This window comes from Tumidithrix helvetica PCC 7403 (assembly GCF_965232925.1).
Classification (GTDB): domain Bacteria; phylum Cyanobacteriota; class Cyanobacteriia; order Pseudanabaenales; family Pseudanabaenaceae; genus Tumidithrix; species Tumidithrix helvetica.
In genome coordinates this window covers 26,494-49,997 of sequence record NZ_CBDDRA010000004.1, presented here as the reverse complement: position 1 = coordinate 49,997, position 23,504 = coordinate 26,494, and the positions used below count along the sequence as shown (strand labels likewise).

The following is a 23,504-nucleotide window of genomic DNA, read 5'->3' as shown; positions in this document are numbered from 1 at the left end:
AATACTGATATGGTTCAAGGAGCAATAATGGAGCTAAATGAATTACCAGGATCAGAGTTAATCTTACCCGGACTGGAAGATCTTTACCAAGGTAGAAATAACACAATCGGGTCGCTATTAATCGCGATCGCATCCATACGCTTAACCGAAGTAGGCTTAGATATTCCAAAGCAGCCTCTAGCATCAGAGCCAGAACTAGCCTTGTATGCCCACCTTCAGAACGAACGCGATGATGCTTATTCTTACTACAATGCTTTATTGAAGAACAGCTTGTTGATTAGGGCGACCGAAACTCAATCCTAAAACTCTACGATCAAGCCTAATGTATCCGTGAGGTCGGCGAAGGTAACTTCAATTTGTTTCTGTAGTTCTAAAATACTATTTCGTTCCGATTGAATTTTGGTTTGATAGTAATGACCGAGTTCTGGATTGGCTTTGAGATCGGTTTTTTCCCATAGATCGCGCCAGTGGCGATAGCGTTTTTCGCCCATCACCAGTTGAATCTTAGCGATCGCTGCCTTAACTACCATGGTCGGACGCAATAATGCCACCCGTGAGTTCTCATCGAGCCACAGGAGGTGATGCAGTTGCTTTGCCATCTCAGGAATTTCGGCACAGGCGGTTTGCAATTGCTGCACGAGATGATCGGGAAAGGGTTCCACAGGTTCGAGGGAAGTTGTCTCTTCTTCCAGCATATCTAGAATCATCTGCCAGAGATGGCGGTGGTTCGACATACTAAAGCTGATGTCTTCTGTTTCCAAGATCTCGTAAACGAAGGCGCGATGTTGAGGGAAGTGGAGATAGATTTGCAGGAGTTGGGTTTCCGCCACATGTAAAGCCGAGGTGGGTGTAGTCGGAGTTTGTGGTTTATTGCCATACCAACGGGAATAGCGCAATTGTCGGCGCAGGTCTTGTTCTAAGCGCAGGGCAAGGTATGAGTTTCCTTGAGCCAGTCGCTGAGCGCAGGTGTGAATGTAATGGGTGCGAATGAAGGTGTCGGGTAGGTTTGTGAGTAGTTGCGTAATCGCCTGACTGCATTTTTGGAACTGGTCGGCTTGATTGAGATTCTGTCCAGCCAAAATCTGTTCGATTTGCCAGTCGATGAAAAGCGGTGCATTGGTTAAGAGTTCTTGATAGGCATTGGCATCATGCTGTTTGAGATACTCATCGGCATCCTTACCATCAGGCATTGTGAGAATGCGAAGTTGTACGGTTCCATTAAAGACTAAATCTTTAAACCCAGCGATCGCTTTTTCCGCCGCCGTAATCCCTGCCTTATCTGCATCAAAGTTGAGAATGATGTGCTTCGATTCCGTGTAGCGCAATAACTGGCGCATCTGATCGCCACTCAGAGCTACGCCCATCGTGGCAACGGCTTGCTGAATTCCCGCTTGGTGCAGTGCGATCGCATCAAAATAACCTTCTACGACCACGGCGCGATCGGTTTTGCTAATCGCATCTCTTGCCTTATCCATCGCATAGAGAATGGAACCTTTGCTGAATAGTTCCGTTTCAGGCGAATTTAAATATTTAGGCTGTTCGTCTCCAAGGGAACGTCCTCCAAAGGCGATCGCTCTGCCTCTGGTGTCATGAATCGGAATCATCAAGCGATCGCGGAAGCGATCGTAATAACCACCGCCACCCTTGCGGGGCACGATCAAACCTGCTTGCTCAACCAACGTGGGAGGCAAGCGTTTTTGCTGTACCAAATAGCCATAGAGCGTATCCCAACCTGCGGGGGCATACCCCAGTTGAAAGGTCTGAATCGTCTCTTTAGTCAGTTGCCGCTTTTGGGTGAGATAGTCATGGGCTTCCCGTCCCTGACTGGAAAAAAGGGCATGTTGATAAAAGCTGGTTGCCAAACCCATGGCTTCATAAATCTGATCGCGATGGGAGAGTTGTCGTTGTAATTCTTGGGCTTTTTCTGGCTCTAGGGTACGAACTGCCACACCATGCCGTTTGGCAAGATCCAACACCACATCTTGAAAGGATTGTTTGCCAATATCCATCAAGAACTTAAAGGCATCGCCACTCGCACCGCAGTTAAAACAGTGATAGATCTGTTTGACGGGGTTAACGGTTAAGGCTGTGGGGTTACTGCCATTGTGAAACGGACAAGCCCCGCGAAAATTCACGCCACTTTTGCGTAGCACAATATGCTCAGAAATGACATCGACGATGTCAACTTTCTGTCTGACCTGCTCTTTCGTATCAGGGTGAAGTCGTAGGTCTGTCATTGAGTATAAAGGCTTAGTTTGAAGCCCTAAACTACAAGAGCTTATATATTATGGCAAAACTCTTTGCTTAGCGATCGTAAATTTGGTTGTTTATTACGCATTTGCTAACAATGACTTCAATGTGGTACGCCCCTTAATTGTTTGTGAATATTTCCAGTTCTTGCAGGCAAGATGCCTGTGCTACAAATTAATTACAACTCAAATTCTTTTAAGGAACCGATCGACATTTTGCTGCCAATATTCTTTATCCACTGTGACTAGTAAGCTATGCCCAGTATTAGGAAAGATAAGCAGTTGTTTAGAACTGGGCAGGTTTTTCAAGATTTGGTTAATCTCTTCTAAGGATGTCCACGGGTCGAGCTTACCATGCATCAATAAGGTCGGTGACTTAACCTGACTGGCATAGGTTTCTGGATTGTGGGTAAATCCATTCACGCCATGTTGAACGCCTCCCCAAAAGACGATTAGCTCTGCCATCGGAAATGGAGGGAGCCACATCGCCCTCAACCGACTTCTCACAGAGTCAAGCAGACGAGCAAAGGGAAGCTCGATGATTATCGCGTCAGGATTCACTTTTTCAATCGCCACTGCTCTGAGAATCGCCGCACTCCCCATTGATATACCGTAAAGGATGAGCGGACGCTTCAATTTTGAGTTTTGGGCATAACTCATCGCTAGAGCAACATCTTGGGCTTCTCTTATGCCTAAAGTATTCGTGTTTCCACTCGAACCACCCACTCCGCGAAAATCAACCAGCAAAGTGTCATAATTTAAGTTGTGAAATGCATGAGCTGGGGCAAGAAGCTGACTTGACTTACTACTTGATTTCCCTGGGAACATGAGAATCGTTCCATTAGAAGCAGAGTTCTGAACTGATATGAGCCAAGTTTCGAGCCACTCAGTTTTACTGATTGGAAGGCGTTGCGTGCTATAGGCAAGTCCCATATCGATTGGGAGCTTGGAACTAGTATCTTTAGGAAGCCCTAATCCAAATTGCTGTGGGGATCTAGAGTGGGTCATTAAATATGCACCTGCGAAAGCCAAAATATTCAGAATCAAAAAGAAAATCAGTACAAATCTATAAATACGCTTTCTGCTTTTCCTTCCCAGTTTGATTCTCATCAAAAGTACCCTTAACAATTTCCTGAATCATCTAAAAATACCAGCTTCAATATTCGTATTTTTCGATCTCGGGATCAACTCATCTTTAGCCAGTTAAAAACCTCGCTAACTGTTAGATCTAATTGAATAGATGCTAAAACAGGTAAGCGATCGCTTCCTCGTAAAAGTTGAGGTTGTTTCCCAGGAAGGAATGCCAAAATACTATAATCATCAGGCTCAACGAACCACCCTAATTGACAACCGTGATTTAGGCAATTGAGAATATTACCGATCGCTTTGTTCGATTTTTGCTCGGGAGACAGCACTTCAATGGTCCAGTCTGGAGGAGCCTTAAAATCGTCTGGTACTTCTCCATTTTCGTTAAAAAGAATCTGTTGCCACAGAAATACTGCTACATCAGGCACAATAGAACTCCCCCCAAAAGTGCATCGCAGCTCAGGAAAAGCGTAAGCAATTTTCTCTGCTTCCGTCACTTGATTTATCACCGAACACAGCTTGCCTTGCAAACGGCTATGTCTCCCTTTAGGCATTGGTTTTGTGATAATTTCTCCGTTAATATATTCTTGAACGGGCTTAGTTTCAGGAAGTTGCAAAAAGCCCTCTAATGTCAACGATTTGGAGACTGCAATTACCATTTCCCAATCCTCGGTAATAAGCTAACGCTTAAGGTACAGAAAACTATCGTACTGTATTAATTCTCATGTATGTTGAAATGTTTTGACTGCTGATTTTCAAGCAAGAAAACCAACTTTTGCAAAATCTTGAGCTAGCACTTGCTTGGGATCGACGCGATCCCATTGGCTGAGGATTTCGGCGTAAACACTGCGAAAATCTACCTTCATCGGTAAATTTCCCTTCTCCAAACTATCCAAAGCTGGATTTCCGCCATATAGCCCCGATCGCACTTGTCCCAACAAAATTACAGGGCCCGTTGTGCCATGATCGGTTCCACCTGAGCCATTCTGAGCAGGTCGTCGCCCAAATTCGCTTTGCACCATAATCAAGACATTCTTGTCCATGCCCCTAGAAATTAAATCCCGATTCAGCGCTGCTAAACCCAAGCCCAATTGTTCCAAAAGTTGTTGTTGTCGGCGTGCTTGACCCGTATGCGTATCCCAACCTCCAATTCCTAAATACAGCACTTTCGGATTTGCCTCTAGAACCTTGCCTGCAAGGGCAAATTGTCGGCCGATCGCGGTTTTAGCATAGCCATGATTGTCCACGCGGCGATCGAGATCTTGGGCGAGTTTTTTGACTGCTTGTTCGCTCTCGATTACAGAGCGGCGCACCTGCTCTGCTAGAGGGCTGGTCTGTGGCGTGGCATACATGGCAGCAATTGCCTGCCCCAACTTGCCGCTACTGCGCAGGGCAAGATTTGGGGATAGTTGTAAGAAGCGATCGCGACTGCCTGTCAGGGCTAAGGGATACTCTTCTCCCAAAAAAATCGCATCTTGGGTATTCGCGTTGGTCGATTCTAAATAACGGGCAAGCCAACCTGTTTCCGCCGCCCCTTGAGGATTGCCGCTCTGCCAAATATCTTTGGAACGAAAATGAGACAAACTGGGGTTGGGATAGCTAACATTTTGCACGACAGCAAGCCTGCCACTATCTAGAATTGGCTTTAGCTCCTTGAGGGCGGGGTGCAGAGCAACCGTACTTGAGATTGGAATGCCATCTTTAATTCCCAAACTAGGTCTAAGGTTGAAATAGTTGGAATCTTTATAGGGGATAAAGGTATTTAAGCCGTCATTCCCACCCGCCAACTCAATCACCAGTAGCGTCTTTGCCTCGCTACTACGCCCAAAACTTGGTTCTAAAGCAGTCAGAACTGCTGCACCCGCCACCAAAGTCAAAAAATTTCGTCTTTTCATCGGTTTAGAATTTCAGTTGTCAGTTGTCAGTGCAAATTACAAAATACCGATAACCAATAACCAGTTACCGATAACCATATTCCTCATGCCAATTGATAGGTTGGTGACGATAGGATCAAGGCTGTGACTTCGCGTGGAGATAGTCCCGAAAACGAACTCACCAGACTGGGATCGGCTTGACCGTCCAATAACAGGGTCACCAAATCGGAGTTAGAAAAGCGATCGGGATTAAAGTCAAACCCACCATCATCGCCATAGTCTTTTGTCAGTTGCTGGGCGAGATTGAGCCTTGTCAATAAAGAAGGTGCAGTTAGCCAACCCAAATCCCCCAGCCAGCCTTTGACGCTCGGCGCATTATAGGGAGATTGCCCCATCGCGCGTAAACTTCCCTGTAACTTGTCATAATCTGCCTTGATCTGAAGTTGCCTTAAACTGCCGACAATAAAGTAAATTGGAGTTTTGATATGACTGCGATAGGCTTTGGGGCTATAAAATTCAGGGCTGTTGAAGATTGCCTCCACCACGGCGCGAATACTGCGCTTGTTTTGCGTATAAACATTGGCTAGGCGATCGACGATCGCAGGCTCAGGATCGTTATAGGCAAAGGTACTCCAGAGTTTGCTCCCGATCGCTCGTGCCGTACTGGGATGATTCGCCAAAATCTCGACTACATCTTCGGTTTTGAAATTACCCGTGCGTCCCAAAAAGGTCTTGACGCCGCGATCGTGGCGACGGGGCAAAAATAAAGCCTCGGCAGTTCCCGCTTCCCGATTGGGTTCGATCCGCCAGCCCGTCAGCGATCGCGCCCCTTCTTGAATATCCTTCTCTGTATATTGCCCCCGCCCGATCGTGAATAACTCCATCACCTCGCGGCTGTAATTCTCGTTGATCTTGCCAGCCTGATTTTGGGCATTATCCAAATAACTCAGCATGGCAGGACTGGTTGTGACTTGCCACAACAATTCTTGAAAGTCTCCTAAGGCATAGGTTCTCAGTCGCTTTTCATAATCGGTGAGCAACTGTGGAAATCTGACTTTTCTCAACGACACCACAAAGCGATCGCGCCAAATATTCGTGATTTTCTCGTGGAGTGGATTAGGAGCTGAGGTAAGTTGGGTGAGTAACCATCGACTAAATTCGCGTACCTGTTTTCCCCGTCCTTTACCTTTAACGACGCCACCCAAATTCGGCACAACGATCGCAGGACTTTGCTGCAACCAATGCCCCAGTAGCGCATCGGGTCTTGTGTCGCTGTGTAGCTCATCCAGCGTGCCGCCAAAACTGGCTCTCCGCAAAAAATGGGCTTTCTGAATCATTGGCTCCATAAGTTGGCTCCCTCAGACTTAAATTCGTTGCACACAGTGTTAAGACTGCTACATTAGCAATAGGGTTCAAACCATCAACATGAAAATTTTAGCTAGGTTAGTGGCGATCTCTTGCTTGGGTGCGTCCGTACTTACGGCAAGCGAACTTTTTATTTACCAGAATGCCATGGCTCAAGAGAGCGACGGCTGCTTTATGGTGGACTCCAAGGGCAGGAGAATCGACTTAGGCGGACTGTGTAACGGTGGTTCGCAGCAACAGCGATCGCAGACTCAGCCCTCATCGTCCGTCACCAGTGGTGGTGTGATTCAAGTCAGAATTAAACGCAGGGATCGAGGTACACCCGTGATTGATGTCACCTTTAACAACAATCAGACTTTTGAAATGATTTTAGATACGGGTGCTTCAGGAACCTTGATCACATCGCGAATGGCATACTCGCTTCAATTGCAGCCCGTAGGCGTGATTAATGCCACGATCGCGGATGGTAGCAAGGTGCAATTTCCTGTGGGAATTTTGCGATCGATGTCTGTAGGTTCTGCGGTTGTAACGGATGTGCCCGTGGCGGTTTCAGATCGCATTGAAGTGGGTTTACTGGGGCATGACTTTTTTGAAAACTTTGATATCAAAATCAAAAAAGATGTGGTGGAGTTTTATCCTCGCTAGTCTTTACATGTCAGATTCTGGCTCGCCCATGAGCAAACGTAGTGCCATTCCTGCAAAGATAATTGCCGCAATCGCTTTGAGCAATCTCGTGGGCAAAAATTGAGATGCACTATCTCCAAGCAAAACACCAATGAGACTAGCCAGTAGCAAAGCCAAAGACGAACCCAAAAATACATACCGAGGCGCAGCCGAGTTACCGCTCAAGCCAATTGTGGCGATCTGACTCTTGTCGCCTAGCTCAGATAAAAAAATTGTGCCAAAACTCAGAAAAAATAGCTGCCAGTCCATATTGACCTCTCAAAAATAACCTACGGCGTCTGCACAAGCACCAATCCCCCTACAGAGGCAATTCACGAATTTGCCCCTACCTCACAGCATCCCAAACTAAACCCACAGCCAAACACAGAAAACTGAACCCTGCCAATGTATTGAGCAATTTCGGTGGCAAGTGGCTATGCAGCCATTTTCCCGCCATCACACCTAAAAAGCTAGTTAAGACCAAAGCGATCGCGGCTCCCAAAAACACTATAATTGGGGACTTTGCCTGTGCTGCGATCATTAGGATGGTAATTTGGGTTTTGTCCCCCAACTCAGCCACAAATACCGTTAGAAACGTAGCGACGGTAATTTGAAAGGATTCTGACTTAAGCCATGAAGAATTTATGGGTTTATGGCTGGATTCAGTCTCAGGATTAATCTCAAAGCCAACTTTAGGACTAATTTCGGACTTGCGCTCGGGCGTAATTTCAGAGTCAGCTTCAGAGGTAATTGCAGATCTCACGGCAGTCATACAAGGAATTTGTTTTCATAATCCTTTCATACTCTAACCGATCTTTACAAATTTTATTTCTTCAGTGCCAAAGATTTACGACAACCTTCAAGTTTCAATCCCAAAATCTTAGAAGCATAAATCCTAGAAAGCTCGTTGCAGTTTAACGACCAAAGCCCTTGTCGTCTCATTACGAGGTCCTGCTACAGCAAAAAATACAATATTGCGATCGGTAACACAACGAATTGAGGCACTATATCTACCACTAACCCCAAAAGCTCCATTCCCAATATACTCAAAATGCTCTGTAAAGCCTGCCCGTCTCATCGCTTCACCAGCATTATCGACACATGCATCTTGGCTCAAGTTTGTATCTTTTATATGATTGAAAATGATCGGATACTGTGCCGAAGCAGCAGCAGGAAATAAAAGCAAACTGGCGAGGGGCAGCCACTTTAAGCATTTCATGTTTTTAATCCTCTTTTTAATCGATGCCGTGTGAAATCACGCCCTTTGACATTTTTAATTATGCCCAATTCTTTAACACAATCAATCCGATCCCAATTTCAGTTGCAATTGCAACACGGGATTTGAGTGCTGCGCCACCCCTAAAACTAACAATAGATGGCGATCGCTCCAAGCAGAGAATCACCATCTATTGTTAGAAATTAGTCTAAGTTACTTGCTTGCAACCAACTTGAAGATTTACTTCAAGATCTTGGTGACAACACCCGAACCTACAGTACGACCGCCTTCACGAATAGCGAAGCGCATTTCGTTTTCGATCGCGATCGGGTTAATCAACTCAACGGTCATCTTAACGCGATCGCCAGGCATGACCATTTCAGCAGCACTGCCATCATCAGCCGTAAAGGTGACGATGGTACCCGTCACGTCAGTAGTCCGTACATAGAACTGAGGACGATAGCCAGGGAAGAAAGGTGTCTTACGACCACCTTCTTTATCGGTCAAAACATAGACCTGAGCTTCAAACTGGGTATGGGGGGTGATCGAACCAGGCTTAGCAATTACCATGCCGCGCTCTACATCCAACTTTTGGATACCACGCATCAGTACGCCGATATTGTCTCCAGCCAGACCCTCTTCCAAGGTCTTTTGGAACATTTCTAGACCAGTAACTGTAGTACTACGGGTATTGCGAATACCAACGAGTTCAACAGAATCGCCAATCTTGACCTTGCCACGCTCGATCCGACCCGTCGCAACCGTACCACGACCAGTGATTGAGAATACGTCTTCAACTGCCATCAAGAATGGCTTGTCAACAGCACGTTCTGGGGTTGGAATAAAGGCATCAACAGCATCCATCAGTGCGTAGATTTTATCTACCCAAGGATTTTCGCCTTTCTTAACTTTAGGATTTGCGGTCAGGGCTTCAACTGCCTTTAAAGCCGATCCTCTAACAATCGGAATTGCATCTCCATCAAAGTCATAGGAAGAAAGCAACTCGCGAACTTCTAGTTCTACAAGCTCGACTAACTCTTCCTCACCTTCCATTTGGTCTTCTTTGTTCAGGAATACGACCAGATTGGGTACACCTACCTGACGCGCCAAAAGAATGTGTTCGCGGGTTTGAGGCTCAGGACCATCAGCAGCCGACACCAAGAGGATGCCACCATCCATTTGGGCTGCACCGGTAATCATGTTTTTTACATAGTCAGCGTGCCCAGGGCAGTCAACGTGAGCGTAGTGACGTGCGTCTGTTTGGTATTCTACGTGAGCTGTGTTGATGGTAATGCCACGCGCTTTTTCTTCAGGTGCGGCATCAATGTCTTCATATTTTTTTGCTGCTGCCTGACCATTTGCTGCCAAAGTCATTGTGATTGCAGCAGTTAGGGTTGTCTTACCATGATCGACGTGACCGATGGTACCAATATTAACGTGGGGTTTGTTCCGTTCAAACTTTGCGCGTGCCATTTAAGTTATATTCCTTACTCTGTTATTCCTTTGATACTTTTACTACTCTTTGCTCTTGCTTTTGGCAATGATAGCTTCTGCAACACTACGAGGAACTTCCTCATAGTGGCTAAACTCCATAGAGAATATACCTCTACCCTGAGTTTTGGAGCGAATGTCAGTGGCATAGCCAAACATCGAAGCCAGAGGGACTTTCGATGATACTTTAGCAATACCCTGTTCTGAGCCCATACCCTCGATTTGACCTCTACGAGAGTTGAGATCTCCAATCACATCTCCCAAAAAGTCCTCAGGCACTTCGACTTCCACTTTCATCACCGGTTCAAGCAAGACTGGACCAGCCTTCATCACAGCTTCCTTAATTGCCATTGAGCCAGCAATTTTGAAAGCCATTTCAGAAGAGTCAACGTCATGATAGGAGCCGTCAACCAAGGTTGCTCTTAAATCAATAACAGGATAACCCGCTATGATCCCTGATTCACAGGCTTCTTTCATGCCCTGTTCAGAAGGATTGATATATTCCTTAGGAACAGTACCTCCTACAATCTTGGAGACAAACTCGAAGCCAGTTCCAGGCTCTGTTGGCTCAAGTTCGATCACAACGTGACCATATTGACCCTTACCACCGCTTTGACGAATAAACTTACCTTCAGCTTTAACAGCCTTACGGATCGTTTCACGGTAAGCAACCTGTGGTGCGCCCACATTTGCTTCGACTTTAAATTCGCGTAACATGCGGTCTACGAGAATTTCTAGGTGGAGTTCGCCCATCCCAGAAATAACCGTCTGGTTAGTCTCAGGGTCAACCATGACACGGAATGTAGGATCTTCTTCTGACAAGGCTTGTAAAGCTTTTGATAGCTTTTCCATATCTTGCTTTGTTTTGGGCTCTACTGCCACAGAGATAACTGGCTCTGGAATAAATAGAGATTCCAAAATCACTGGGTTGGCATCATCCGACAGCGTATCGCCTGTAAATGTGTCTTTCATCCCCAGTACAGCACCCAAGTCACCCGCACGCAGTTCGTCAACTTCGATACGGTCATCAGCCTTTAAAACAATGAGACGGGAAATGCGTTCTTTCTTATTCTTACTTGAGTTAAGAACGTAGGAACCTTTCTTTAAGATGCCCGAATAAACTCGGATAAAGGTAAGGCGACCGTAGGGATCGGACATGATTTTGAATGCCAAAGCAGCCATAGGCGCATCATCATTAGCCTCGCGGGTGGTGACGTTACCATCTGGCAATGTTCCTTGAATTGGAGGAACATCAATCGGCGCAGGTAGGTAGTCGATCACCGCATCTAAAAGTAGTTGCACGCCTTTGTTTTTAAAGGCAGAGCCGCAAACGAGGGGTACGATTGTACCTCTGAGTGTGCCTAATCGGAGTCCAGTTTTAATCTCTTCTTCGGTTAAATCGATTCCTTCTAGATACTTTTCTGTAAGCGCATCATCAGTTTCGGCAACTGATTCGATCAGCTTGGTGCGAAACTCATTAGCTCGATCTAGTACATCCTCAGGAATGTCTGTTTCAATAATATCTTTGCCAATTTCATCGTTGTAGATGTAAGCGCGCATCTTGACGAGATCGACAATGCCTCGCAGGTCGGCTTCACTACCGATGGGGATTTGAATCGGCACAGCATTTGAGCGCAAGCGATCGCGAATTTGTCCGTAAACTTTGTAGAAGTTCGCGCCAGTGCGATCCATCTTATTGACAAACACAATACGTGGCACTTTATAACGGTCGGCTTGCCGCCAAACAGTTTCTGATTGAGGCTGAACGCCACCAACAGAGCAGAATACTGCGATTACACCATCTAAAACGCGCATAGAACGTTCGACTTCAATCGTGAAGTCAACGTGACCTGGGGTATCGATAATGTTGATTTTGTGATCTTTCCAGCTTGTGGTGATCGCAGCTGCTGTGATGGTAATGCCGCGTTCGCGTTCTTGCTCCATCCAATCAGTTACTGCGGTGCCTTCATGGACTTCACCCATTTTGTGTACAACACCGGAGTAAAACAAAATACGCTCAGTAGTTGTGGTTTTTCCAGCATCAATATGAGCTGCAATCCCAATGTTGCGTACTTTATCTAGAGCAATGGTTCGTGCCACGACAGTTTCCTCGTATTTGTCAGGAATTGAAAATTTGTATTAAGAATAATATAGCAACTTAACGGAGCGCAAAGATATAAATCTTTACTAGGCAAGTGCTACAGAGTGGATTAATAGCGATAGTGAGCAAAGGCTTTATTTGCTTCAGCCATACGGTGGGTTTCTTCGCGCTTGCGAATTGTTGCACCCGTTTCGTTGGCAGCATCCATTAGCTCGTTGGCTAACTTGCTTGCCATACTCCGACCGGGACGAGAGCGAGAATACTGCACTAGCCAACGCAGGGCAAGGGCAACACCGCGATCGCTGCGAACTTCCATGGGTACTTGATACGTTGCACCACCAACCCGTCTTGCCTTGACTTCCACGAGGGGAGTGGCATTGCGAATAGCGCGATCGAAGACCTCAATCGGAACGCTACCAGTCCGTTCCGCAACAGTATCCAGTGCTTCATAAACGATATGGGTAGCAACAGATAGCTTGCCACGGGTCATAATGCGCCTAATCAGCATATTAACTAAGCGACTGTTATAGACAGAATCAGGTGGGGTGACGCGCTTGGCGACTTTAGTACGACGAGACATTTTACTGAGTGATGAGGTTTAAGTTTGTTGTAATTGAAAATCTTTCACTTTGAGAATATTCGCCACTTGTCATTTGCTTTAACGTATCGACGATGAGCGAATGATAAGCCTTGAATGGACTATCTCTTCTTTCCGGCGGGTGCAGCGGCTTGACCTGGCTTAGGTCGCTTGGCACCATATTTAGAACGTCCTTGCTTGCGATCTTTGACACCCGCTGTATCTAGTGTGCCGCGAATGATGTGGTAGCGCACACCAGGTAGATCTTTTACCCGACCGCCGCGAATCATCACAACCGAGTGCTCTTGCAGGTTATGCCCAATACCAGGAATGTATGCTGTTACTTCAAAACCAGAAGTTAGGCGGACTCTTGCTACTTTTCTCAGGGCAGAGTTGGGCTTTTTGGGGGTGGTGGTGTACACACGCGTACAAACGCCTCTGCGCTGGGGACAGCTCTTGAGGGCAGGAGACTTGGTTTTCTGGTTAGTATTCTGGCGCTCACTACGAATGAGCTGCTGGATAGTGGGCATAAAAGTTTATTGTGCTTGCGGTTTTATAGTGTAAATCAACAGCACATCATCTTAACAAAATATGCTAAATTAAGTCAATTTTTTAACAGCAAATTTTCTTGAGTTAAGTTTTTGTTGGGGTGCTGTATCTGTGGTTAAGCTTGAATATTGCAGGATGGGTTTAGGGACTTTGGTAGTTGACAATGCGAGCAAAGCCCGTGGCATCAAGGCTTGCGCCACCCACTAGCACGCCATCAATTTCAGGTTGTGCCATGATCTCGTCAATATTCTCAGGTTTAACCGAACCACCATACTGAATCGTGACATCAGGATTCGTGAGTTTGCTGCGAATTAGCCCAATCACGCGATTGGCTTCGGCAGTTTCACAGGTGTCACCCGTGCCGATCGCCCAGATTGGCTCATAGGCAATAATCAAATTTTGCTGATCGACTTCTTTCAGTCCATATTCTAACTGAGAAAAAATCCATGCTTCTGTTTCATTAGCATCGCGTTGCTGCTTGCTTTCTCCCACACACAAAATGGGCGTGATACCATGCTTTTGAGCGGCTTTTAACCTTTTGTTTACCGTTTCGTCGGTTTCACCAAAAAACTGACGTCGCTCGCTATGCCCGACGATCGCAAACTTGATCCCCAATTCAACCAGCATGGGGGCGGCAATTTCACCCGTGAATGCGCCACTATCGCCCCAATGCAGGTTCTGTGCGCCGATATGGATGCTAGGTGATGCGCTCGAACTGGCGATCGCTTGCGAAATCGCTAGATCGGTAAATGGGACACAAATAAGGATTTGTTGGTTGGTTACGCTTGCGGCTTTTGCTGTAGCGTTAAGCTGTGCTGGGAATTCAGCAAAAAAGGCTTTTGCTTCAGACTGGGTTTTGTACATTTTCCAGTTGCCAGCAATGACAATCTTACGCAATGCTTGATTACCCCTGAATGTAAATTATAGAAACAGTTAAGTAACTTTTTAGTTTACCGAAAAAGGGTATGTAGCGGTCAGCAATAATGAAGCGATCTCTCGGTTATGTTTTATGAATATCTAGCATGGGATGATATTGAGTTAAACTCAAAACCGCGATCCTACAAAGCCTGTACAAGGTAAATTAAGTAATTTTTAAGTTGATGGACAGGTTTAAAGATAAAATTCAATCGTATTTTGAGCAGATTGCCCCTGATTTAGATTGGTGGAGCGATCGCAATCATTATTACTACGAGGATATCCAAAAGTTACACCAATATTTGGTTCCACAGGGTAGTAAGGTACTTGAGATTGGCTGTGGCACGGGCAGTCTACTCGCTGCCGTTAAGCCTAGCTTGGGTATGGGGATTGACTTTGCCCCATCTGCCATTGCGATCGCACAGGAAAAACATCAAACCAACCCGATTGCATCTCAACCCAAGGACTCTCAGCCCTCTGACTTGCGTTTTTACTGTCTTGATGCCGAGGCTCTTACACCCGAAGATTTAGAATCTGAAAAATTTGATTTTATTCTCCTCGCAGGGGTTCTAGGTTATCTTAACGATATTCAGTCGGTACTCGATCGGCTCCAAGCCTTTTGCCATCCGCGCACGCGGATCGTTCTCGTCTTCCATAACTATCAGTGGGAGGGGCTTTTGCATTTAGCCGAACTGATCGGACAACGACGCCCCCAGCCACCGCAAAATTGGCTATCCCTACATGATGTGCTGAACCTACTGATGGTAACTGGCTATAGTACGGTCAAAATGGGGAAGCGATTCCTCTGCCCAAAGTGGATTCCATTGCTTGCCAACTTTATCAACCGTTATATTTGTCAACTGCCTGTTATTGATAATCTCAGCCTGACGAACTATATTATTGCCCGCCCTACGATTTCCAGTGCTACCGAAGCGATCGCTAATTATTCAGTAAGTGTAGTGATTCCAGCGCGGAATGAGGCAGGAAATATTCAAGCGGCTGTAGAGCGCATGCCAGCTTTAGGGAAACACACAGAAATTATTTTCGTGGAAGGACATTCGCAAGATAATACTTGGGAAGAGATTCAACGGGTTGTTGCAGAGGCTCAAAATAGGCAAGAAGAGCGTGGCGCTGCACAATTCACTTTTAAAAGTATGCAGCAAAAAGGCAAGGGGAAAGCCGATGCTGTGAGATTGGGATTTGCCGAAGCAACGGGCGACATCCTGATGATTCTTGATGCCGATTTAACCGTACAACCAGAGGACTTGTCGCAATTTGTTCAGGTAATTGCTTTGGGTAGAGGCGAATTTATTAATGGTTCTCGTCTTGTTTATCCGCGATCGGGCAAAGCGATGCCTTGGTTAAATACCCTAGCAAACAAGTTTTTTGCGATCGCCTTCTCATATTTGCTGGGACAATCGCTCAAAGATACCCTCTGTGGCACAAAGGTGTTATGGCGCTCTGACTACGAACGCATCGTTGCCAATCGCAGCTATTTTGGGGACTTCGATCCGTTTGGGGACTTTGATTTGCTGTTTGGGGCGGCAAAGCTAGGACTACATATTGTGGAAGTGCCTGTGAGGTATCAGCCTCGTACCTACGGACAATCTAATATTGCCCACTTTAAAGAAGGCTTGGTGCTTTTGCGAATGTGCTTGTATGCCGCTCAAAAAATTAAGTTCATCTAACTACCCGATGAATTTCTGGTTTTCTCCCTATGAAGGCTGAAAAAATTATAACATCACCCAAGATTTCGTTAAGAAAAGTGCCGATCGCAGGCTTTTGGTAGTCAGCTTGTGATAGGTTTCAAAGACTGGGGGACGGGAAAGTTTGGTGTGATTCCGACGCTGTGCCGCAACTGTAAAAGCCAGAATGCCGCTCCCCTAAGTGTTTGACGCTTAATGTTTGAATCTTATTTCCCTGCGTCGCACAGGGAGGAGATAGTTCGTTGTCACATTCTAAACAAATACCCGAATTGCAGATTGATGTAAACGCGAAATTACCAATCTGCCCAGGATTATTTTATGGTTCCGTTGCCAAAGATGGCGTTTTGACGCGCATGCGGATTGTGGGAGGAATTCTTAACCAGCCGCAATGTAAAGCGATCGCCGACCTGACCGATCGCTATGGAGATGGTTGTGTCCAAGTGACCAATCGCGCCAATCTTCAAATTCGAGGAGTTCAAACAGCGATCGCCCCAGAAAGCTTTCACCACTTACAAAACTTGGGCTTAGCGCCTCGCGAGATCGGCATCGACCCCATTCGCAATATGATGGTAAGTCCCACGGCAGGGATCGATCCCCATAGTCGGCTCGATACTCGTCCCTTGGTAAAGGCTTGGGATGACTATTTGCAAACTCACCTCGAATTAGCTAACCTCTCCCCTAAGTTTAGTGTTTGCTTTGATGGTGGGGAATCTGTTTCAGTCCGAAATCTCCGCAATGATATTACCTTCGTCGCTGAGCAAAACCCCGATCGAATCCCGAATCGGAAATCAGGCAATGCTTCAGAGATCTTGTTTCGGCTACATTTGAATGTAGAAGTCGATCGCAGGAGTATGACAAACATCGCGATCGCGCCAGAGCAAACGGTATCCCTGTTAGCCGCCCTCGCTCAAGTGTATCTGGACTATATCGATCTGAAGCGTGAAGCCTATCCCAGCAATCGTAAGCCCCGTCTGCGCCATCTTTTATCCGATTGGGGCGTAGAGCATTATTTGGAACGGGTGCAACAGCTTCTATCTTTTCCTTTAACAAGGAGTGAAGCTTCCCCAGAAGCGATCGCTGACGAATCCTTTGACGAATCCTTCGATCGTCTTGGCAGTCACGCTCAGTCTCAGCCAAACCTGTTTTATTTGGGAATTGCCTTGCCCCTTGGGCGCATCACATCTTCCCAGTTACGCAGCTTAGCAGCGCTAGCGCAAACCTACGGTGGTGGGGAATTGCGGCTAACACCTTGGCAAAATATTCTGATCGCGAATATTCCCAGCGATCGCTTACTGGCTCTGCAAACAGAGATTGCTGACTTGGGACTGCACTGGTCAGCTACGCACCTAGATAGTGGAATGGTTGCCTGTACGGGACGAGGGGGCTGTGCGTCAGCCGCGACCCATACCCAAGACCATGCTCTAGAACTCGTGAAAACTTTAGAGCAACGAGTGAGCCTAGATCGACCGATCGAGATTCATTTTAGTGGCTGTACTAAGTCCTGCGCTCAGTATCGTCACAGTGACATTGCCCTAGTGGGAACTGAGATTGTGAAGGAGGAGCGATCGCTCGAAGCCTATGACATTTATGTGGGAGCAAGAGATCGAGCGCTGAATTCATCCTTTGGACGACCGCTATTGCGAGCAGTGCCCGTCGAGGAAATTCCTGTGGTTGTGGAACGGATGTTGCAGGTGTATCAACAGCAGCGATCGCCCATGGATGTAAATCTGTCACCCCAAACGCCGTTTAGTCAATCCTTCAGACAGTTTGTCGATGGTTATTCTATTCCCCAGTTGCAGGAAATCTTCGATTTGGGATTGAGCGATCGTGACGATTTCAAGGAAGTTGGCAAGGAAATTGTAAATGCATTAACCAGTGAGAATTCATAATGATCGACTCCGAGATAAATCCTGAGATAAATGCTGCCGATGGAGAGCGCGATCGCGCCCCTCAAACAGGTCGCCTCTATGGCTTGGGGATTGGACCGGGCGATCCAGAGCTGATTACACTCAAAGCCTATCGAATTTTACAATCGGTGCCAGTGATTGCCTATCCCACTATGGAAAATGGCAAGGTGTTAGCGAGAGCGATCGTCGCCGACTATCTGCGTGCCGATCAAATTGAAGTTCCCTTGCCCCTGCCCTTTAGTCCAGTTCGCTCTTCTCAACCCTACTACGATCTAGCTGCCGAAAAATTGGCAGGTTATCTCAGTAACGGTCAAGATGTTGCTGTTCTCTGTGAAGGAGAACCATTTCTATATGGCTCCTTTATGTATCTGTTTAATCGCCTGTCAGGGCAGTTTAAAACCGAAGTCGTACCAGGCATCTCTTCCACGATGGCGAGTGCGTCGGCATTAGGAGTTCCTTTAACCTATCGCGATGATGTATTGAGTATTATGCCTGCGACGCTCTCAGCCGAAATTTTACGCGATCGCCTCGCGGTTGCAGATACAGCAGTCATCATCAAAATCGGTCGGCACTTCAGCAAAGTTCGAGATGTTCTAGTAGAGTTGGGATTATTCTCAAGGGCACTGTATATCGAACGGGCGACGATGCCAAATCAGAGAATTGTGGCGATCGCAGAAGTCGATCCCGCAGAAGTTCCCTATTGGTCGCTAGTTGTGATCCCCAGTCAACAAAAGTCAGTGTCATGAAGCCTTTAGAGCCTTTCTTTCCAACGCTTGCAGTAGTGGTGCTTGGACAAAATAGCGTTCCCACAGCAAGGCAATTCATGACTGCTTTACCCAATTCCATTCTCTATGGCTTAGCAGGGCGAACAGAGGGTGTGGATATCAGTTTCAGCGATTTCGGCGAAACGTTACAGGAACTGTTTGCTAAAGGAACATCGATTGTGGGTATCTGTGCCGCAGGCATTCTGATTCGCACCCTCGCGCCACTCTTGACCGATAAACGTTCTGAGCCACCCGTCTTAGCCGTTGCCGAAGATGGCAGTGCCGTCGTGCCTTTGCTGGGCGGTTTGCATGGCGTGAACGATCTAGCGCGTCAAATTGCCGATGCGCTGGGCATTGAACCTGCAATTACGACAACGGGAGATATCCGATTTCGCACGACATTGCTAAATCCTCCACAGGGATATAGGCTGGCAAACCCAGAGGATGCCAAGAAGTTTATTGCCGATCTGCTCGCTGGTGCAACCCTGCGCTTGGAGGGTGAAGCCCCTTGGTTGCACCAAAGCAAACTACCGATTACCGATGATGGCGAACTGCTCATTCGCATCACGGAAGAAGCCGTTCCGCCCGCTCCTAACTGCTTGGTCTATCATCCCACGAGCGGTGCAACGGCATCGCGAGGTCAACTCACGATTGTCGGTACGGGGCCGGGCAAGCCAGAATGGATGTCGCCTGAAGTAAAAGCCGTCCTGCGATCGGCAACGGATTGGGTCGGCTATAAGTTCTATCTCGATTTAGCTGGGTGCTTACATACAGGACAACAGCGTCACGACTCGGATAACCGCGAAGAACTAGATCGAGCCAGATTTGCACTCGACCTCGCCGCCACAGGAAAATCCGTTGCCGTGGTTTCCTCTGGCGACCCAGGGATTTTTGCGATGGCAGCGGCGGTGTTTGAGGTATTGGAACAGGAAGCCAAGCCAGAATGGGAACCGATTGATATTCGTGTCGAACCCGGCATCTCAGCGATGCAGGCGGCGGCAGCTCAGGTGGGCGCACCCCTTGGGCATGACTTTTGTGCAATTTCCCTCTCCGATCTGCTCAAGCCTTGGTCGGTAATCGAACAGAGAATTGCCGCAGTGGCTGAGGCAGATTTCGCGATCGCTTTTTACAATCCCGTTTCAAAACAGCGGACTTGGCAGTTAGGCAAAGCGAAAGAGATTTTATTGCAGCGGCGATCGCCTGAAACTCCTGTGGTATTGGCTCGCAATCTTGGCAGACCGAAACAAGCGGTTCAAGTCTGCACGCTCGGCGATTTCAATCCCGAAGATGCCGATATGCGAACCCTGATTATTATTGGTTCGAGTCAGACCCGCACGATTTCCCGTAAGGATGGAAAGGTTTGGGTGTATACACCGAGACGATACGATCCCCCCCGATCCCTTGAGTAAGAGAGGAGGATCTGGAAGCTCTCTTGCCTGTGTGCAGGGGATTCATTGGACGAGTCGTTCCATCAACCATGCGATCGCTGCGTCTACACTATCAACCTGCTCGACAGGTGGAATGGGAGGACGTTGGACGATTACGGCGGGAATGCCTAATTCTCTGGCGGCAACGATCTTGGCATAGGTAGCATCGCCACCACTGTTTTTACTGACGATCGCATCGATCTGATATTCGATCAGTAGACTGCGTTCGTTTTCTAGGGTAAATGGACCTCGTTCCAAGAGCAGCTTGCCATGAGGAACTTTAACAGTAGAGGCAGGTGGATCGATCGAGCGCATTAAGAACCAAATGGAATCGAGATCGGCGAAGGCTGCGAGTTCCTGTCTGCCGATCGTCAGGAAGACGCGCTTTAGAGAATTCCCTGCGAATTCGGATAAGACTTGGGCAGCGGCAGTATGGCTTTTGACTTCAATCCAGCGATCGCCTGTTTGCTTTTGCCATGGGGGACGAACGAGGATGAGATGCGGGATTCCACAGGTAGCGGTGGCGGTGGCGGCATGGGCGGAAATCTGAGCGGCAAAGGGATGGGTAGCATCAATCAGTAAATCGATGTGGTTCTCTTGTAAGTAGGCTGTGAGTCCATCCTCTCCACCAAATCCACCAATTCTGACATTTCCTATAGGTGCGATCGGGTTTTGGGTGCGACCTGCGAGGGAACTGATCGCTTCAAGCTCTGGAATCTTTGTAGCTTTGTCTGCTAAAGCGATCGCGTCGCCTGTTCCCCCTAAAATCAGTAAGCGTTTCATATTTTAATGAACTATTTGCTCATTCTTTTTTGTGCGGCAGCTATGGGATATCGAGATGTATTCATGGCTGTGTCCTTTTTTCTGATTTTAAACTATCCAACTTGCAATATTGCTGTTATGACTTAGAAAGTCCATCTAATTTAGTGATGGTAATCTCTTGATGAATTCGAGCGCGTTCAGCTTAAATTTGCAGATCGTTTTTTCCTCCTAATATCAATAAGCGCTTCATATTTTGATGATTCATGCCGCAGTTTAAAATGAGCTGATTTACGGGACTTGAGAATTATTGTATGGTGGGGAAAAATACGAAATTAGTCCCTATGCTCAAATATTTCCTCACGGCTGCTGCTGGTGTGGCGATCGGTCTCGGTGCTGGATACTTTTTATTTCACGATCCAAAATTGACTGCTAAAATTGATAAGCCAATTCCGATTGTGGTGAAACCAGAGGGCGGACTAGAGGCTCCTCTTTCGGTCAAGTCGCTCGAATTTAAGCAAAAAGGATTTACCGTAGTCCAAGAGAATGGTGTATCCAATTACTTCACCTACCTAAATGGACTGACGATCGTGATTAAAATTCCCAAATAGATTTCTTTTAGGGATGGAAAAGGCTAAATGCCCAGATCCCTTATTCTGTACATCTTTTCGTCAGGCGATCGCATAGCCTGAAACTTGGCGGATATAAACGGGCTGAAAACCGATGACGATATCTTCTTTGGGCACACCCTTTTCCACGAGGGCTTGACCGATATCGAGTTCGGTATTGTTGATTTGAATCCAAATTTTGCCATTTTTTATATCTAGGTGCATGGAACAACCGTAAATCCTTTCTTTTTTGTTCCAACCAACGCCTAGAACTTGATAATGATCCTGTTCTGTATCAAATAGGGTTTGGATCTCAATGTCGCCATAGGAGGGTTTATAGGTTGCATATTGGCTAAGGATTTCTTTGACGATCGCGCGATATTTGTCAATTTTCTCTAGATTTTCCATGTGACAATCACCTCATTTTCAATATCATAATTCAGAGTTTCGTTCGGCAGCAATTAATCTTTCGGCTCCAAGATCGATATAAAGTTCAACTCCTCCTATTTTCAAAAATAATGGATCTTCAGTAATCTGCCAACCATCTTTGATTAGGGCATTTCTGACTGCATCATGAAATAAATCTTTTATCATTTGATTGTTCCTTAACTCGGACGATTTGCCTGTAGATAGGCAATAGAATTTTTAACGCTTTGCGTATTGGGATGATTGTTACCGAGACCAGATTCCCAAATTTCTAGGGCTTGCAAAAATAGTGACTCCGCCTCATCGTAACGATTTTGGTGATAACGCAAAACTGCGAGGTTGTTGAGACTGGAAGCGACATCGGGATGGCAATCGCCTAATAGTTCTCGCCTCAACTGCATCGCCTCTTTATAGAGCAGTTCGGCTTCTTCATATCTCCCTTGCGAACGATACAGACCTGCGAGGTTGTTGAGACTGGAAGCGACATCGGGATGGCAATCGCCTAATAGTTCTCGCCTCAACTGCATCGCCTCTTTATAGAGCGGTTCCGCTTCTTCATATCTCCCTTGCGAATCATACAGCGCTGCGAGGTTGTTGAGACTGGAGGCGACATCGGGATGGCGATCGCCCAACAGTTCTCGCCTCAACTGCATCGCCTCTTTATAGAGCGGTTCCGCTTCTTCATATCTCCCTTGCGAATCGTACAGCGCTGCGAGGTTGTTGAGACTGGAGGCGACATCGGGATGGCGATCGCCTAATAGTTCTCGACTCAACTGCAGCGCCTCTAGATAGAGCGGCTCCGCTTCCTCATATCTTCCTTGCGACTTGTACAGCGCTGCGAGGTTGTTGAGGCTGGAACCAAATTGTGGATGTTTTTCACCAAGAGCCTCTCTCACAATCTCTAAGCATTGCAATCTTAGGTGTTCCGCTTCTTCATACCTTCCTTGCGAACGATACAACTCGGCAAGGTTGTTGAGACTGTTGGCGACAGAGGGATGGCGATCGCCTAATAGTTCTCGACTCAACTGCAGCGCCTCTTTATAGAGCAGTTCCGCTTCTGCATATCTTCCTTGCGAATCGTACAGCATTGCAAGGTTGTTGAGACTCATCGCGACATTGGGATGGCGATCACCAAACAGTTCTTGCCACAGTGCTAACGCTTGTTTAAGCAACGGTTCCGCTTCTGCATATCTTCCTTGCGAATCGTACAGCATTGCAAGGTTGTTGAGACTCATCGCGACATTGGGATGGCGATCACCAAACAGTTCTTGCGATAGTTCCAGCGCTTGTTTAAACAATGGTTCCGCTTCTGCATATCTTCCTTGCGAACCGTACAGCATTGCAAGGTTGTTGAGACTCATCGCGACATCGGGATGGCGATCACCAAACAGTTCTTGCGATAGTTCCAGCGCTTGTTTAAACAGTGGTTCCGCTTCTTCATATCTTCCTTGCGAATAGCACAGCAATGCGAGGTTGTTGAGACTCATCGCGACATCGGGATGGCGATCACCTAACAGTTCTTGCCACAGTGCCAGCGCTTGTTTAAACAGTGGTTCCGCTTCTTCATATCTTCCTTGTGAACGATATACTTCTGCGAGGTTGTTAAGATTCTTCGCGACATCGGGATGGCGATCACCTAACAGTTCTTGCCACAGTGCCAGCGCTTGTTTAAACAGTGGTTCCGCTTCTTCATATTTTCCTTGCGAATAGCACAGTAATGCGAGGTTGTTGATACTGGTCGCGACATTGGGATGGCGATCACCTAACAGTTCTTGCCACAGTGCCAGCGCTTGTTTAAACAGTGGTTCCNNNNCTTCATNT

The 23,504-nt window shown here is 46.9% G+C and carries 22 protein-coding genes, 2 pseudogenes and 1 riboswitch; of the genes and pseudogenes, 7 read left to right on the top strand and 17 right to left on the bottom strand.

The window, feature by feature from the left end; all coding sequences use genetic code 11:
- The first annotated feature begins 27 nt into the window (after positions 1–27).
- Positions 28–303, top strand: coding sequence for a hypothetical protein (locus tag ACP2WE_RS05120; RefSeq protein ID WP_425214686.1), 276 nt, complete (start codon positions 28–30; stop codon positions 301–303).
- Here ACP2WE_RS05120 and dnaG read toward each other — a convergent pair.
- The 5 genes from dnaG to ACP2WE_RS05095 form a co-directional block, all read right to left on the bottom strand.
- Positions 300–2,237: a DNA primase gene (dnaG, locus tag ACP2WE_RS05115; RefSeq protein ID WP_425214512.1), complete on the bottom strand. Its 1,938-nt coding sequence runs from the start codon at positions 2,235–2,237 to the stop codon at positions 300–302. The two genes, ACP2WE_RS05120 and dnaG, sit on opposite strands and share 4 nt — an antisense overlap.
- A gap of 198 nt (positions 2,238–2,435) precedes the next feature.
- Positions 2,436–3,257 carry an alpha/beta hydrolase gene (locus ACP2WE_RS05110; protein WP_425214511.1) on the bottom strand — a complete coding sequence of 274 codons (822 nt, stop codon included), beginning with the start codon at positions 3,255–3,257 and terminating at the stop codon, positions 2,436–2,438.
- 176 nt (positions 3,258–3,433) lie between these two features.
- Entirely contained in the window at positions 3,434–3,994 is a 561-nt protein-coding gene (locus tag ACP2WE_RS05105; RefSeq protein WP_425214510.1) for a Uma2 family endonuclease, read from the bottom strand.
- Between the two features lie 96 nt (positions 3,995–4,090).
- A complete protein-coding gene (locus tag ACP2WE_RS05100; RefSeq protein WP_425214509.1) occupies positions 4,091–5,230 on the bottom strand; it encodes a DUF1501 domain-containing protein in 1,140 nt (379 codons plus the stop codon).
- 83 nt (positions 5,231–5,313) lie between these two features.
- On the bottom strand, positions 5,314–6,555 hold the full coding sequence (locus ACP2WE_RS05095) for a DUF1800 domain-containing protein (protein WP_425214508.1): 1,242 nt from the start codon (positions 6,553–6,555) through the stop codon (positions 5,314–5,316).
- 79 nt (positions 6,556–6,634) lie between these two features.
- Between ACP2WE_RS05095 and ACP2WE_RS05090 the strand changes: the two genes are divergently transcribed.
- Positions 6,635–7,219 carry a retropepsin-like aspartic protease family protein gene (locus ACP2WE_RS05090; protein ID WP_425214507.1) on the top strand — a complete coding sequence of 195 codons (585 nt, stop codon included), beginning with the start codon at positions 6,635–6,637 and terminating at the stop codon, positions 7,217–7,219.
- Between the two features lie 3 nt (positions 7,220–7,222).
- On the opposite strand, the gene ACP2WE_RS05085 is transcribed toward ACP2WE_RS05090, so the two are convergent.
- From ACP2WE_RS05085 to tpiA, 8 genes are all read right to left on the bottom strand, one after another.
- Positions 7,223–7,507, bottom strand: a complete 285-nt coding sequence (locus ACP2WE_RS05085) for a TMEM165/GDT1 family protein (RefSeq protein ID WP_425214506.1) — start codon at positions 7,505–7,507, stop codon at positions 7,223–7,225.
- 76 nt (positions 7,508–7,583) lie between these two features.
- Positions 7,584–8,009: a TMEM165/GDT1 family protein gene (locus ACP2WE_RS05080; RefSeq protein ID WP_425214505.1), complete on the bottom strand. Its 426-nt coding sequence runs from the start codon at positions 8,007–8,009 to the stop codon at positions 7,584–7,586.
- 123 nt (positions 8,010–8,132) lie between these two features.
- Positions 8,133–8,456, bottom strand: a complete 324-nt coding sequence (locus ACP2WE_RS05075) for a hypothetical protein (protein ID WP_425214504.1) — start codon at positions 8,454–8,456, stop codon at positions 8,133–8,135.
- Between the two features lie 237 nt (positions 8,457–8,693).
- Positions 8,694–9,926, bottom strand: coding sequence for an elongation factor Tu (tuf, locus tag ACP2WE_RS05070; RefSeq protein WP_425214503.1), 1,233 nt, complete (start codon positions 9,924–9,926; stop codon positions 8,694–8,696).
- Between the two features lie 42 nt (positions 9,927–9,968).
- Positions 9,969–12,044: an elongation factor G gene (gene fusA, locus ACP2WE_RS05065; protein WP_425214502.1), complete on the bottom strand. Its 2,076-nt coding sequence runs from the start codon at positions 12,042–12,044 to the stop codon at positions 9,969–9,971.
- Between the two features lie 110 nt (positions 12,045–12,154).
- Complete coding sequence (rpsG, locus tag ACP2WE_RS05060; RefSeq protein WP_330482895.1) at positions 12,155–12,625, bottom strand: 30S ribosomal protein S7; 471 nt, start codon at positions 12,623–12,625, stop codon at positions 12,155–12,157.
- A gap of 119 nt (positions 12,626–12,744) precedes the next feature.
- Positions 12,745–13,152, bottom strand: a complete 408-nt coding sequence (gene rpsL / locus ACP2WE_RS05055; RefSeq protein ID WP_330482896.1) for a 30S ribosomal protein S12 — start codon at positions 13,150–13,152, stop codon at positions 12,745–12,747.
- 160 nt (positions 13,153–13,312) lie between these two features.
- Positions 13,313–14,068: a triose-phosphate isomerase gene (gene tpiA / locus ACP2WE_RS05050; protein ID WP_425214501.1), complete on the bottom strand. Its 756-nt coding sequence runs from the start codon at positions 14,066–14,068 to the stop codon at positions 13,313–13,315.
- Positions 14,069–14,271: 203 nt separating this feature from the next.
- On the opposite strand from tpiA, the gene ACP2WE_RS05045 reads away from it, so the two are divergent.
- The 4 genes from ACP2WE_RS05045 (at position 14,272) to cobJ (ending at position 19,872) form a co-directional block, all read left to right on the top strand.
- Positions 14,272–15,774, top strand: coding sequence for a glycosyltransferase (locus ACP2WE_RS05045; protein ID WP_425214500.1), 1,503 nt, complete (start codon positions 14,272–14,274; stop codon positions 15,772–15,774).
- A gap of 126 nt (positions 15,775–15,900) precedes the next feature.
- Positions 15,901–15,972, top strand: a riboswitch (adenosylcobalamin-variant (AdoCbl-variant) riboswitch).
- Positions 15,973–16,034: 62 nt separating this feature from the next.
- Positions 16,035–17,681 carry a precorrin-3B synthase gene (gene cobG / locus ACP2WE_RS05040; RefSeq protein ID WP_425214499.1) on the top strand — a complete coding sequence of 549 codons (1,647 nt, stop codon included), beginning with the start codon at positions 16,035–16,037 and terminating at the stop codon, positions 17,679–17,681.
- Positions 17,681–18,445, top strand: coding sequence for a precorrin-2 C(20)-methyltransferase (locus tag ACP2WE_RS05035; RefSeq protein WP_425214498.1), 765 nt, complete (start codon positions 17,681–17,683; stop codon positions 18,443–18,445). The genes cobG and ACP2WE_RS05035 overlap by 1 nt, the downstream gene beginning before the upstream one ends.
- Positions 18,442–19,872, top strand: a complete 1,431-nt coding sequence (gene cobJ, locus ACP2WE_RS05030) for a precorrin-3B C(17)-methyltransferase (RefSeq protein ID WP_425214497.1) — start codon at positions 18,442–18,444, stop codon at positions 19,870–19,872. Before ACP2WE_RS05035 ends, cobJ begins: the two co-directional genes overlap by 4 nt.
- Positions 19,873–19,914: 42 nt before the next feature.
- On the opposite strand, the gene ACP2WE_RS05025 is transcribed toward cobJ, so the two are convergent.
- Positions 19,915–20,673, bottom strand: coding sequence for a cobalt-precorrin-6A reductase (locus ACP2WE_RS05025; protein WP_425214496.1), 759 nt, complete (start codon positions 20,671–20,673; stop codon positions 19,915–19,917).
- Between the two features lie 320 nt (positions 20,674–20,993).
- Between ACP2WE_RS05025 and ACP2WE_RS05020 the strand changes: the two genes are divergently transcribed.
- Positions 20,994–21,260 (top strand): hypothetical protein, encoded by a 267-nt coding sequence (locus tag ACP2WE_RS05020; RefSeq protein ID WP_425214495.1) that lies wholly within the window; start codon positions 20,994–20,996, stop codon positions 21,258–21,260.
- Between the two features lie 60 nt (positions 21,261–21,320).
- Here the strand turns inward: ACP2WE_RS05020 and ACP2WE_RS05015 are convergent, their stop codons facing one another.
- The 3 genes and pseudogenes from ACP2WE_RS05015 to ACP2WE_RS05005 form a co-directional block, all read right to left on the bottom strand.
- Positions 21,321–21,665, bottom strand: coding sequence for a XisI protein (locus tag ACP2WE_RS05015; protein WP_425214494.1), 345 nt, complete (start codon positions 21,663–21,665; stop codon positions 21,321–21,323).
- 30 nt (positions 21,666–21,695) lie between these two features.
- Positions 21,696–21,851 (bottom strand): annotated as a pseudogene (locus ACP2WE_RS05010) (element excision factor XisH family protein); the annotation flags it as partial.
- Between the two features lie 11 nt (positions 21,852–21,862).
- Positions 21,863–23,492 (bottom strand): annotated as a pseudogene (locus ACP2WE_RS05005) (tetratricopeptide repeat protein); the annotation flags it as partial.
- Between the last annotated feature and the right edge of the window lie 12 nt (positions 23,493–23,504).